The sequence below is a fragment of the Ruminiclostridium sufflavum DSM 19573 genome (assembly GCF_003208175.1).
Lineage (GTDB): Bacteria > Bacillota > Clostridia > Acetivibrionales > DSM-1351 > Ruminiclostridium > Ruminiclostridium sufflavum.
The window spans coordinates 78,886-91,798 of the sequence record NZ_QKMR01000013.1; the positions used below are offsets into that span (position 1 = coordinate 78,886).

Sequence of the window (12,913 nt, forward strand, 5' to 3'; positions counted from 1 at the left end):
ATGGTTAAATTTTGCAGTTTGTTTAGCGGGAGTAGTGGTAATGCGTTATTTATAGGTACAGACAAAACCAAACTTCTGATAGATGCTGGATTGAGCGGAAAAAGAATACTTGAAGCTCTTTGTTCCATAGGAGAAAATCCGGCAGAACTGAATGCAATATTAATTTCCCATGAGCATATAGATCATGTAAGAGGTGCGGGAATATTATCTAGAAAGCAGGATATTCCAATATATGCGAATGAGTCTACTTGGTGTGCTATGGAGAAAGGTCTTGGACCTGTTAGACTTGAGAACAGAGTTGCATTTTGCACAGAAAATGAATTTGAAATAGGGGACATATGCATAAAGCCATTTTCTATTCCTCATGATGCTGCTGAACCGGTAGGCTACAGTTTTTTTGCACAAGGCAAAAGGATAACTACTGCCACAGATATCGGACATATGAACGATGAGATACTTGCACATATTGAAGGAAATGATTTGCTGCTGATTGAGTCAAACCATGACGTAGAAATGCTGAAAGTGGGGCCCTATCCCTGGCATTTAAAAAAGAGAATAATGGGCGACAATGGACATTTATCAAATGAAAGCTGTGCGGAGGTAATTGCACGTTTGGCTGAGAGAGGCGGGAGAAGGTTTATTTTAGGGCATTTAAGCAATGAAAACAACTTCCCCGAATTAGCGTATCAGACAACACTAAACGCCCTTAATGAGAAAAAAATTGCTGTCGGAAGCGATGTATTTGTTGAAGTTGCTTTGCGTGACAGAGTGGGAAGCATAAATATATTATAGACATACATATAGGTTTGGTATTATTTCAAACACATTTAGTTTATAAGGGAATCAAATTATATATTGATTCCCTATTTTAATATCTTAAAAGGGCAAAGTTTGTAAATTAAGCTTGGAATAGGGGTATACTATGAAAATAACTATTGCTGCAGTTGGAAAGCTAAAGGAGCGATATTTGAAAGACGGAATCTCCGAATATGCTAAGAGACTTTCTCGTTTTGCTGAAATTGAACAAATAGAAGTAGAGGATGAGCCTGCACCGGAATCGCTGAGTGCTGCACAGGAAATTCAGATAAAGCAGAAGGAGTCGGAACGGTTGCTGAAAAAAATTAAGGAAGGCTCGTTTATTATATTACTGGATTTGGCCGGTGAACAGGTGAATTCTCAGAAATTTTCGGCTAAGCTTGAAAACATAATGCTTTCAGGGAATTCGCATATAACATTTATAATAGGAGGGTCATTAGGCCTTGCTCAGAGCCTTATTAACCTGGCAGACTATAGAATTTGCCTGTCAAAAATGACCTTTCCACATCAAATGGTAAGGCTCATACTGCTTGAGCAGGTATATCGCGCTTTTAAAATTATGAAAAATGAGACATACCATAAGTAAGGCCTGCTTAACGGTAATAAACATGCATAAATACAGCCTTTAATATTATTATTCGGTGCATGTTTTGAATCCCTCTAATTTGTTGCTTTAATATCCTTCAGATATTTTTTCCCGAACAAAAGATCATACTGAATCAACTGATAGTCTTGTATTAATTCATCATCAGGATTAACCAGATCAGTACCTTTAAGATGCATAACAGGGTATTCTGCCTCTAACTGAGTAAGAATATTAAAGTAGTTTGGATATTTTACGCCTGCATCCTTTAAAACCTCATAGCTAATGTGAGACGGAGAAATTATTTTAGAAAAAGAGCGAGTTTCTGTATAATTGGACCATGTCACAAGAGGGGTAGTATAGTATTTGAGCTCTCCAAGCTTTTGTTCGGTCTCGGATTTATTTTCCACAGCCAGCTTATCATAAATCTTATAGTAGTCATCGAGTGTACCCAGTCTTGGAGCATGATCTCCAAAGAAATAAAGCAGAGTAGGCTTATCACTTTTTCCTAATGCATCAATAAGCTTTCCGAGTGATTGATCCGCATCGTAAATACCTTGAGCATAGCCTTTTACAATTTCTTTTTGAGATTCATCCAGCTGATCTGATTCAATACTAACATCGAATTCGCCATCACTGTACTTGTCATTAAAGGGATCATGATTTTCCATTGATACGGCAAATATAAAGGAGGGTTCCTCAGATGAATCCAGAACATTTAAAATTTTATTTACCAAGGCATCATCAGAAATATGAGGACCCTTTGTTTCAGTTGTCATATTGAAGCCGGTAACATCGATAAATTTGTCAAAGCCAAAATAAGGATAGACCTTATCTCTGTTATAAAACCATCCGGAGTTAGGATGAATAGCGGTGGTGCTGTAGCCGTTGTTTTTAAAAACAGTAGCTATACTGGGGGTTTCTGTCCTTAAATAAGCGTTGTAGGTAATTATTCCAGGGCTCATAAAATACATTGACATCCCGGTAAGTGCTTCAAATTCAGTGTTGGCTGTACCGCCGCCAATTGCAGGAGGTGCCAGCTCTCCCTTCTGATATTTGTGAACATTTTCGGCAATATCTTTACTGAATTTTATACCGCTTAATTTAGTTAAGTCCCAATAGCTTTCGCTCATAATAACAACAACATTTGGCTTTTCAACAGTTTTTGATGTTCCTGTGGAGACAGCCTGACTTTCAGGCATTTCATATTTTTTGTCAACAGCGAGTATTTTATCCTGACTGTAGTCTTTAGGCTTGGGATGCAGATATTTATCCAAATCATCCAGATAGAAATAATTCTGAGCAAGCATACCATTTGCTAAAATTTCACTTCTGCCGATATACCATGATTTTTGAATACCTATTTGAGTTGATAAGGAGCTGTGAGTTAAAACGTTGACATTAAGAAGGAATAATATGGCTGCAAAGGGTATGAAAATTAGTGATATCCGAGGCTTCAAATATCTACCGACAGCTTTTCTGAAACGGATTACCATAAAGATAATAACTGCAAGAGAAATTAATACCGATATAAGTATAGGAATATTTAAATAATTTTTTGATATCCCAATGAGATTCTTTATCAAGTAAATATCCCAAGGATAAAAGGGTTCCTCAAAATATGTGAATTTAATATAATTTGCTATGGCCAAAAAAATTGTAAGCAGAGCAATGATTATATTAGATATGCCTTTTCCGATTAATGATATCAAAAACAGATAAATGCTGGCTAACAATAAAATATTAAATAGCAAATTCGGTTCCAAGATGTCATGTAATGTGGACAAAAGGTTTTGCCGTATAGAAAGCTCGCAGATAAAGGTGGACAATGAAACAACGGAAAGAAACATAATAAAATTATAAACCGGTTTGGTGTAAGCTGTTAATTCAAAGGAAGCTTTGCTTTTCACAAATTTTTGTACAGGCAGATATAACAATAAATTAACAGATACGGCAAACCATGCAAAAAGAAGGGCTATAAATGGCAAATACACAGCTGTGACTGTGCCTAACTTTTCAAAATTAAGAAATAATATATTTCCGAGTATAGATTTTTCTAAAATCTTATATATTATAACCACAAGTGCAAAGCCTGATAGCAATGCATTGAAAATGACAAACCCCCATACCTTTTTTGTTTTTACCATATTATGAAGATGAGTAATAAACCCCGACACATATATGGGATAAAAAACGAAAAGAAAGAGCGGTACGCTAAAATTCAAAAATGATGCTGTATATACAGATATGAAGGATATTAAAAAGGTTATAGGTAAAAAGGATTTATAGTGTAAAAGCCTTGGAGTAATTTTATACCAAATCAAGTACGACAAAAATAACATATTAATCAATAACACTCTGTAGCTTGCATATGTCACTGCAAATACGGCTATATTTGTAAAAAGAAGAACTATATACGGGATTTTTTTAAGCTTAAATTCTAGCAAGGGTATATAGAATACTACTATTGAAGATAAGGCAGCCAGAAAAAGCTGCAAAAATCCATTTCCATTTTTAAGTATGTCTAACACTCCGACGGCTATGAATAATAAAATAATGACTACTTTGCTTTTAAAATTTTTCATTTTCCTTACCAGCTTCCAATAAAAATTTGAACCTTAAATAATATTTTACCAAAAGTCAATTACTATCGGCTAAAGCCCATAAATTCAAAACAAATTTAAACCCAAACCGCGTTTAAAATTAGCTTAAAGGCTTAATTCTACTAAGGATGGAATAAATATCATCGGAAATTTACGGCTTAAACCTGAAGCAGTAAGCTTCCAGCCCATAGCAACTGACTTTGTTTACTGTATCTTTATAAAATAACTGTAATATTTTCAGTAATTCAGTAATGTTGATTATATCAGAGTGGGGAAAAATATTAAAGCAATATTGGGACAAATTGATAAATGTAACACAAAAGTAAAAAAACCTTTTTGCGGATGATATTTCTGAGGATAACCGCTTTTTTAAACAAGTTATGTTTTTCAAGCTGGCTTTAACTAAAAAAAGCTGCGAAGAGATTAAAGCTCCGCAGCTCTTCAATCAAGACTATATTTATGTAGCCTTGTCAAGCATCCAATGCACATTCCAATGCTATTTCCATCATGCTTGTAAATGAGTTCTGGCGTTCCTCTGCGGTAGTCACCTCATGAGAAGTAAATGAGTCGGAAACGGTAAAAATTCCAAGGGCATTTACGCCTGCACGAGAAGCATTCATATATAATGCCGCTGCTTCCATTTCTATTGCAAGAACTCCCATATTGGCCCATTTTCTCCATGAATCAGTATCTTCATCATAAAAAACATCTGCCGATAAAACATTTCCCACTTTTGTTTCGATCCCCTTGCTGTCAGCTATGGCAACAGCTTTTTTCATGAGAGACCAGGATGCGGTGGGAGCATAGGTTCCTGGAAGATTATATTGTGAAGCAAAATTAGAGGTGGTAGAAGCGGACATTCCTATTATTATATCTCTTATTTTTATGTTTTTTTGAAGTGCACCGCAAGAACCAATTCTAATAATGTTTTTAACTCCATAAAAGTGAATCAGCTCATAGGAATAAATACCAATTGAGGGCATTCCCATACCGGACCCCATTACTGATAGCTTTTTACCTTTATAGGTTCCGCTATAACCGAACATGTTGCGAATTGTGTTAAATTGAATAGGGCTTTCCAGATAGGTTTCTGCTATAAATTTAGCACGAAGAGGATCTCCGGGCATTAATACTGTTTCTGCGATTATATCCTGTTCACTTACGTTAATATGCGGTGTTGGAATCATTTTTTTGCCTCCTGATTTTTATAGTAATATTAATAGATATATTTTTAATCTGTTATGGGATGGCTGAAATGGCACATCCGTCATGTAAGATTCGATTTATACATTAAATTATACAATTATTTCAAATAAATGAACAGAGAATTTCACTAATAATTCAATTTTCGTATATAAAATGAAGCTAGTAAAGCGGTGATATAGTTATTCCGATGGTTTTACTAGCTTAAGAAATATTTATTGGAGCTATTGACAATTGCAGTGGTAAAGCTTATAATAACAAATAATTCGGGAGCTTAGCTCAGCTGGGAGAGCATCTGCCTTACAAGCAGAGGGTCATAGGTTCGAGCCCTATAGTTCCCACCATAAAAAAGCAATCAATATAATTGATTGCTTTTTTATATGGACTGGCAAGGTTATATAAGCTGCACTTAAAATTAAAAAAATGCAAAATAAACTAATAATTTATAAAAAACTGTTGACACAAATATTGTATTCTGTTATACTTTTTCACGCAGGGAACGTTAGTAGTGAATATGTGTAGACTTTAGTGATTAGCAGACCTGAGAAAAATTTAAGTATGCTGGTGTAGCTCAGCAGGTAGAGCAGCTGACTTGTAATCAGCAGGTCGGGGGTTCGATTCCGTCCGCCAGCTCCAAACCCTTTGAATATATTTTCAAAGGGTTTTTTATATCTATAAGGATATATGTTAATAATATTAATATGGGTTATCTTTAATTTACATAATATTAATCGAGAAGGAATTTTAGTTTTAACAGCGAATAATACAGTATTGATGAGGTGAGAGAATGCTAATTGATATGGACTTTACAATAGCATATAAATGTTTCTGTTGTGGAACGTTTGATTTTACTAATATCAATCTTTTTAAGTTCCACCGGCATAAAAGTATTATACCAAAATGCAGATGTGAAGGTACAAAGCTGGAGATATTTGAAGCAGGCAGGAATACCTATAAGATTATTGTACCATGTATAGGCTGCGGTGAAGAGCATGAGCTTACAATAAACAGAGAAGATATTACCGGCAAAGATATTATGACATATACCTGTCCCATAACGAATATCAAACAATGCTTTATTGGCAGGGATTCAGCAGTGAGGGAGCATGTTGATAATTTTGAAAAGGAATTGGATATAATTATTGATGGGCTTGGGTATGAAAATTATTTTATAAACACACAGGTTATGATAGAAACCTTAAACAAAATACATGATATTGCAGAACAAGACGGTCTTCGCTGCCAATGCGGCTGCAATGACATTGGTGTGTTTCTGCTGAGAAAGGGAATCTACCTTAAATGCCATCAATGTTCAGGAAATAAATTTATACCTGCAGCATCAAATAGTGATTTAAAGAAAACAATTCAGAGGGTCAGGATAATATTGGCAGATAGGAAGACAAAAATTAATTGCCAGTCAAAAGTCTGATTTAAAGTTAAAACTATGGATGTAAGCATGAATAAAGAAATAAAATTAAGGAAACAATTTTATTGGAAATTGAAATATAACACTTAGATTGACATGTATTTACTCTTTTGATATAATAGCGTCTGTGGAATGTTCAGAAACTCTCCTCTAGAAAAAGATTAATTAGTTTTTCTAAAAAAATGAATTTTCGAAAAATTTTCCTAAATTTAAGTTAAAGACGTCAGAAGATTTTTTATAAGGTGGTGAACTATGGACCAGATTAATTTACAGTCAAAAACTCTTGAAGATTTGCGATATATTGCAAAGATGATGGGGATAAAGAATATATCTAAATATAAAAAGAATGAGCTTCTTGATTTATTGGTCAAAAGTTCTGGTGAAATCAAGATAGAAGACGGTCAGGAGAGTAAAAAGATTATTTCCGACGAGAGTTCACAATCAGAATCCAAAAGTGATATTGAGGCTGATCCGGTTTCAAATAATGCGGATAATGCAAAAAGTGATAAAGAAAATCAATCACAGGCAGATAAAGAGCCGATTTTGAGAAAATCCCGAAGAGGAAGGCCTAGTAATGCTTCCAAGTTAGATAAGAAGGCAGAGGATATTTCAAAAAATTCTGATGTTAAAGATACAAAATCTTCTGAAGATATGTCAGAACAGACAGGTAGCATAAAGGATGAGAAAGCAGATATAAAAACAGACATTGAAAAAGATATAAAGATATCAGTTGAAACAGATGAAAAGTCATCTAAGGAGTCAGATACAGAAGCAGATAAAAAATCAGATATACAGCAAAATTCTAAAGCAGGCAGTTTGCCTGAAAGACTAAAGCACATAGGTGCAAAGAATGCAGAAGAAAAGCTTTCTGAAAAAGAGGACACTAAGGTACAAAGCAGAGTACATACTCAAAGGACTACAAGGCCTCAGATGTCGTCGGCAGGTTCTGCGGAAAGACCTCAGAGAGCTGGAAATAAGCCTCAGATTAGTTCTGCACCGTCAAAGACAGAAATACAGCAAAATGGTCAACAGTCTTATCCTCCAATGAGAAGAACACAGCAAATGCGGCAGCAAACGCAAATACAGCCACAACAAAATGGACAGTCAGTACAAGCGCCTTCTCAGCAGAATGGACAGCCGGTACAGATTCCACCACAGCAAAGTGGACAGCCGGCACAAGCGCCCTCTCAGCAAAATGGACAGCCGGTACAAACGCCATCCCAACAGAATGGACAGCAAACGCAAATGTCATTTCAGCAGAATGGTCAGCAATCCAATGAAAAATTTGAGAGTGATGATCCTGTGGAAGGTGTTCTTGAAGTTTTGCCGGATGGGTATGGATTTTTGAGAAGCGAAAATTATTTGTCCGGACCAAAGGATGTTTATGTATCTCCTTCTCAAATCAGAAGATTTGGACTTAAAACAGGGGATAAGCTTCGTGGCAAGGGCAGAATCCCTAAAGAAGGCGAAAAATTTCAGGCCTTACTCTATGTTCAGTCAATAAATGGAGATACCCCGGATATTGCTTCTAAGAGAGTACCATTTGAATATTTGACTCCTATTTATCCTGATAACAGAATTACCTTGGAGACAACTCCCCGTGAGTTTTCTACAAGGTTGATAGACCTTATTGCTCCTATAGGAAAAGGTCAAAGAGGAATGATAGTTTCACCGCCGAAGGCAGGTAAAACGATACTTCTGAAGAAAATTGCCAATTCTATTACTGTTAATTACCCGGAAATAGAGCTTATTGTCTTACTTATTGATGAGAGACCGGAAGAGGTTACAGATATGCAGCGTTCTATTAAAGGAGAAGTAATATATTCTACCTTTGATGAGGTGCCGGAGCATCATATTAAGGTTGCAGAGATGGTATTGGAGAGAGCTCAGAGGCTCGTTGAGCAGAAAAAGGATGTTGTAATATTACTTGACAGTATTACCAGATTGGCCAGAGCGTATAATCTTACTATTCCTCCAACCGGAAGGACATTATCGGGAGGCTTAGACCCTGGAGCACTTCATAAGCCTAAAAAATTCTTTGGAGCGGCAAGGAATATAGAAAATGGCGGAAGTCTGACAATTATGGCAACTGCACTTATTGAGACAGGCAGCAGAATGGATGATGTCATTTTTGAAGAATTTAAGGGAACGGGTAACATGGAGCTTCACTTGGACAGAAAGCTTTCCGAGAAGAGAATTTTCCCTGCAATTGATATTAATAAGTCAGGAACCCGAAGAGAAGAGCTTCTGCTGAGCCAGAAGGAGCTGGAAAGTGTTTGGGCGATTCGCAAAGCAATGAGCAATATGGGTACCGCCGAGGTAACAGAGGTATTAATTAATAAGCTTATGCAGACACGAACAAATGATGATTTTGTCAACAGTATAAAATTATCCTTCCTTGATAAAAATAATTGATAAATTCAGATATTGTGTTAGGCATTGTTAAGAACTGTATAAAAAAATAGGGCTTGCGGTATGTACATTTTTGTGTTAAAATATCACTTGCCTCTTTAATAAGCAACTTGGTACTTTTAGTACGTTGAATATATAATAATTATGCTGTTTATAAAGTCAATTATAGTTGAAACCTTGACCCTATAACCAGACACGTGTTTTAGGTTTCAATAGTTTGAATTTTAAAGAGTTGTACTTTAGGGGGCTCAGTCTCAAATCCAAACTATCGTTTTCGGCTGATAGTAATTGACTTGAGGGCAACTCATTATGTTTGAAAGAAGGTGAAAAGCAGTGAAAGAAGGTATTCATCCAGATTATTCAGAAGCAGTAGTTAAGTGTGCATGCGGCGAGACTTTTACAACTGGTTCCACTAAGAAGAATCTTCACGTTGAAATTTGTTCAAAGTGTCATCCTTTCTTTACTGGAAGGCAAAAACTCATTGATACTGGCGGACGTGTTGATAGATTTAAGAAGAAATATGGTATTGTTGACAATGAATAATTTAGCGCAATATAAGAATTAAGACATTATAAAGGTCGGGGAGTTTTTCCCGGCCTTTTGTTTAAATTAATATTAATTACAGTAAATATAATTGACTATTTTAATTAGTTTTCGTATGATTTGATATAGAGTAATATTTTTTATAATTAAACATAATATGATGTATTTTTGGATGTGGGAGGGAAAATGAAAAAAACTACAATTGGTGGGCAAGCGTTGCTTGAGGGACTTTTGATGATTGGACCTCAATTTAGGGCTACAGCTGTAAGAAAGCCTGACGGAGAAATAATAATTGAAAAGCAGCCCATGAAACCTAAGGGAAAGCTTTCGAAGATTCCGATAATAAGAGGTGCCGTTAATTTATTTACGCAGATGGTTATCGGTGTAAAAGCACTTATGTATTCGGCGGAATTTGTTGATTTAGAAGATGAGGACAAGCCATATGAACCCTCCAAATTTGAGCAATTTCTCGACAGGAAGTTTGGAGACAAAATAGCGGATGTTGCCATATATTTTTCAGTAGTGTTGTCGCTATGTTTAAGCGTAGGTTTATTTATTCTTCTTCCGAATTTCATAACCGACTTTTTTTCAAATTTTGTTCAATTGAATAATGTTATTATTCTTAATCTTATAGAAGGTGCTATCAGAGTAGGTATTTTCATAGGATATCTTGCACTTGTTTCTTTAATGAAGGAAATGAAAAGAGTATGGGAATATCATGGAGCAGAGCATAAGACAATTCATTGCTATGAGCATGGAGAAGAGATGACAGTTGAAAATGTAAGGAAGTATACGACAAAGCATCCCAGATGCGGAACTTCGCTCTTTTTTACAATAATGATTATTAGTATTTTGATATTTGCTTTTACAGGCTGGCATAATGTATTTTTGAATGCAATTATAAGAATACTTTTAGTACCTTTGGTTGCAGGTGTTTCTCTTGAGCTTATAAAGTTTGCTGTGAAGCATGAGAACTGGTTATTTAAAGTTCTTTCGGCACCCGGTCTGATGTTCCAGTCATTTACCACCAGAGAGCCTGATGACAGTCAGATCGAAGTGGCAATAGCTGCATTCATGGAGGTCTTGCCTTCTGATGAGGGAAGCGATGAATGGGGAAAAGACTAGAGTATTATAAATTATAGGCTTTTGAAGATGGAAGAGTGTGCATATGAACATAAAAGAATACTTTCGGTTTGCAGCAGAAAGTTTAAGAAAGGCAGATATTGAGACCCCGGAGTTTGATGCCGGGGTTATGCTTTGCTGTGTATTAAAGTGCGGCAGAGCATATTTGTATACGCATTATGATAGAGTGCTAGTCAGTCTTGAGCTGGAAGCGCTTGATGAGATGCTCAGGCAGCGGATTAATAATGTACCTCTTCAGTATATAATCGGTGAAACGGAATTTATGGGACTGCCCTTTTCTGTGAGTCCGGAGGTTCTTATACCGCGTCAGGATACGGAAAGTGTCATTGAAGAAGGTATTAGACTTGTTAAGCTGTTTGCTGAGCAGGCTGAAACAAATAAATCTAAGGAGTATGCAAATAGAGCTATAAGGGTTTTGGATATGTGTACAGGCTCTGGATGCATTGCGGTGAGTATAGCTCATTATTGTCCTGAGAGTGTGGTTGTTGCCTGTGATATTTCACAGGAAGCTCTTAAAATAGCTGAAAAGAATTGCAGGCGTAACTGTGTTGAAAACAGGGTTGGGCTTCGCTGCGGAAATCTATTTAATGCACTTGATGACGGACAGCTTTTTGATATAATTGTGAGCAATCCTCCTTACATTGAAACCGGTGTGATACCGGAGCTTCAAAAGGAAGTAAAAAATTATGAGCCTTATCTGGCTTTAGATGGAGGGCAGGATGGGCTTGATTTTTACAGGCAAATTGTAGTTAATGCACCGGCATACTTAAAAAACGGAGGATATCTTGTACTGGAGATAGGCTATAATCAAGGGCAAAGCGTTAAAAATATCATGAATCAAAATTTTCATGATATAGAAATATGCAAGGATATAAGCGGAAATGACAGAATTTTGACCGGCAGATATATTAAACCGTAAGCAATATATAAGCAGGGTTAGTCGTTCCAAAGGCTTAGAATGCCTGAATCCTGAAGGCTCTTTACAATAATAAGGCTTATAGGGCCGATAAACATGCCTAAAACTCCGAAAAACTCCAGACCTACATACATGGCGAGCAATGTTACTAATGGATGAAGCCCGATTTGACTTCCCACTATCTTGGGCTCCATTATTTGTCTGATCAGCACTCCTAAAATATATAAAATTGCTAATCCAAAGGCCAGAGGCATATTACCGGCAATTATATTCCACAGAATCCACGGTATCATTACCGTACCGGTGCCAATGATTGGTATAGCCTCGGAAATACCCACTATTAGTGCTATTACAAAGGCATATTTTACATTCAGAACAAAAAGTCCTACGCTGACCTCAATAAAAGTGAACCCCATTAGAATAAGTATCGCTTTGAAGTATCCGAAAAGAGCATTAATAGTATCTCTTTTTATATTGGGCATTTCCTTTCTCCACGATAAAGGAAGCTGTCTGTAAAAAAACAATGTTATCTTTTTTTTATCACTGCTGATAAAATATGTAGATAATATGGTTACTATAAAAAATACTGCCAGCTTGGGAATTGAGGATGCTGTATTTATCGTGTACTGAATTATGGCTGTTATAATACTTGTAAGCTTGTTGGAAAGTGATGCGAGGTTCTTTGTAATTGCATCTGTAGCTTCGGCAGGCAATGCATTATATAAGCTGGTTATTTTATTTGTAAGGCTGTTAATTTGTGCGGAGATATCATTTGAATAAATCTCTAAATTATTTCGCAGAATGATTAATTCATCATATATTTTAATGATTCCAAGGGTTATCACAGACACAAGAAGGGACATAGTGATCAGTAAAGAGATGATTGCGGCAACCTTTCTGGATATTTTAAATTTCTGCAATAGCCGAATTACCGGTTCATTTATGTAGGATACTATTATTGCAATTATGAAGGGGGCAAAAAACGGAAATAGATAGGTTATTGATACATATATGATTGCAAATATAACTATAATCAGTAAAAGTTTTTTAACGGCACCTTGATATTTGTTCCATAGCTCCATGCTAACCTCCACGCCCGGGTTGGGCACAAAAACTTGGTAAAGCAACTGTGGCAAGACCTCTGCTTAGCAGCGGTACGCTATTTATTTTGCGACCGCCTTTTGTTCCTTTCAAGCTAACCTCCACGCCGAAATTGCGGCACAGAATTTTAAATGAAAGAAAAATTCAATACTCATTATATTATATGT

At 36.1% G+C, this 12,913-nt stretch carries 10 protein-coding genes and 2 tRNA genes; 9 read left to right on the plus strand and 3 right to left on the minus strand.

Annotated elements, in window-relative coordinates; all coding sequences use genetic code 11:
• Both LY28_RS11505 and rlmH read left to right on the plus strand, forming a co-directional pair.
• Complete coding sequence (locus LY28_RS11505; protein ID WP_110462342.1) at positions 1 to 792, plus strand: MBL fold metallo-hydrolase; 792 nt, start codon at positions 1 to 3, stop codon at positions 790 to 792.
• 130 nt (positions 793 to 922) lie between these two features.
• On the plus strand, positions 923 to 1,402 hold the full coding sequence (gene rlmH / locus LY28_RS11510; RefSeq protein WP_110462343.1) for a 23S rRNA (pseudouridine(1915)-N(3))-methyltransferase RlmH: 480 nt from the start codon (positions 923 to 925) through the stop codon (positions 1,400 to 1,402).
• A 74-nt stretch (positions 1,403 to 1,476) separates the two neighbouring features.
• Here the strand turns inward: rlmH and LY28_RS11515 are convergent, their stop codons facing one another.
• Positions 1,477 to 3,984: an LTA synthase family protein gene (locus tag LY28_RS11515; protein WP_110462344.1), complete on the minus strand. Its 2,508-nt coding sequence runs from the start codon at positions 3,982 to 3,984 to the stop codon at positions 1,477 to 1,479.
• Positions 3,985 to 4,472: 488 nt separating this feature from the next.
• Positions 4,473 to 5,189 carry a purine-nucleoside phosphorylase gene (gene deoD, locus LY28_RS11520; RefSeq protein ID WP_110462345.1) on the minus strand — a complete coding sequence of 239 codons (717 nt, stop codon included), beginning with the start codon at positions 5,187 to 5,189 and terminating at the stop codon, positions 4,473 to 4,475.
• A gap of 284 nt (positions 5,190 to 5,473) precedes the next feature.
• On the opposite strand from deoD, the gene LY28_RS11525 reads away from it, so the two are divergent.
• The 7 genes from LY28_RS11525 to prmC all read left to right on the plus strand — a co-directional run bounded on the left by LY28_RS11525 (position 5,474) and on the right by prmC (position 11,648).
• Positions 5,474 to 5,549, plus strand: a tRNA-Val gene (locus LY28_RS11525).
• A gap of 216 nt (positions 5,550 to 5,765) precedes the next feature.
• Positions 5,766 to 5,841: transfer RNA gene (locus LY28_RS11530), tRNA-Thr, on the plus strand.
• Between the two features lie 151 nt (positions 5,842 to 5,992).
• Positions 5,993 to 6,634, plus strand: a complete 642-nt coding sequence (locus LY28_RS11535; RefSeq protein WP_110462346.1) for a hypothetical protein — start codon at positions 5,993 to 5,995, stop codon at positions 6,632 to 6,634.
• Positions 6,635 to 6,883: 249 nt separating this feature from the next.
• Positions 6,884 to 9,046, plus strand: a complete 2,163-nt coding sequence (gene rho / locus LY28_RS11540) for a transcription termination factor Rho (protein ID WP_110462347.1) — start codon at positions 6,884 to 6,886, stop codon at positions 9,044 to 9,046.
• A gap of 330 nt (positions 9,047 to 9,376) precedes the next feature.
• Positions 9,377 to 9,586 carry a 50S ribosomal protein L31 gene (gene rpmE, locus LY28_RS11545; RefSeq protein ID WP_110462348.1) on the plus strand — a complete coding sequence of 70 codons (210 nt, stop codon included), beginning with the start codon at positions 9,377 to 9,379 and terminating at the stop codon, positions 9,584 to 9,586.
• Positions 9,587 to 9,772: 186 nt separating this feature from the next.
• On the plus strand, positions 9,773 to 10,711 hold the full coding sequence (locus LY28_RS11550) for a DUF1385 domain-containing protein (protein ID WP_110462349.1): 939 nt from the start codon (positions 9,773 to 9,775) through the stop codon (positions 10,709 to 10,711).
• A gap of 43 nt (positions 10,712 to 10,754) precedes the next feature.
• Entirely contained in the window at positions 10,755 to 11,648 is an 894-nt protein-coding gene (prmC, locus tag LY28_RS11555; protein ID WP_110462350.1) for a peptide chain release factor N(5)-glutamine methyltransferase, read from the plus strand.
• Between the two features lie 17 nt (positions 11,649 to 11,665).
• Here prmC and ytvI read toward each other — a convergent pair whose 3' ends face one another.
• Complete coding sequence (gene ytvI / locus LY28_RS11560; protein WP_110462351.1) at positions 11,666 to 12,727, minus strand: sporulation integral membrane protein YtvI; 1,062 nt, start codon at positions 12,725 to 12,727, stop codon at positions 11,666 to 11,668.
• Positions 12,728 to 12,913 lie beyond the last annotated feature (186 nt).

What these genes read in the sequence shown, in the direction of transcription:
- LY28_RS11505 (WP_110462342.1), top strand. Translation starts at nt 1, where the DNA reads ATGGTTAAATTTTGCAGTTTGTTTAGCGGGAGTAGTGGTAATGCGTTA.
- rlmH (WP_110462343.1), top strand. Translation starts at nt 923, where the DNA reads ATGAAAATAACTATTGCTGCAGTTGGAAAGCTAAAGGAGCGATATTTG.
- LY28_RS11515 (WP_110462344.1), bottom strand. Translation starts at nt 3,984, where the DNA reads ATGAAAAATTTTAAAAGCAAAGTAGTCATTATTTTATTATTCATAGCC.
- deoD (WP_110462345.1), bottom strand. Translation starts at nt 5,189, where the DNA reads ATGATTCCAACACCGCATATTAACGTAAGTGAACAGGATATAATCGCA.
- LY28_RS11535 (WP_110462346.1), top strand. Translation starts at nt 5,993, where the DNA reads ATGCTAATTGATATGGACTTTACAATAGCATATAAATGTTTCTGTTGT.
- rho (WP_110462347.1), top strand. Translation starts at nt 6,884, where the DNA reads ATGGACCAGATTAATTTACAGTCAAAAACTCTTGAAGATTTGCGATAT.
- LY28_RS11550 (WP_110462349.1), top strand. Translation starts at nt 9,773, where the DNA reads ATGAAAAAAACTACAATTGGTGGGCAAGCGTTGCTTGAGGGACTTTTG.
- prmC (WP_110462350.1), top strand. Translation starts at nt 10,755, where the DNA reads ATGAACATAAAAGAATACTTTCGGTTTGCAGCAGAAAGTTTAAGAAAG.
- ytvI (WP_110462351.1), bottom strand. Translation starts at nt 12,727, where the DNA reads ATGGAGCTATGGAACAAATATCAAGGTGCCGTTAAAAAACTTTTACTG.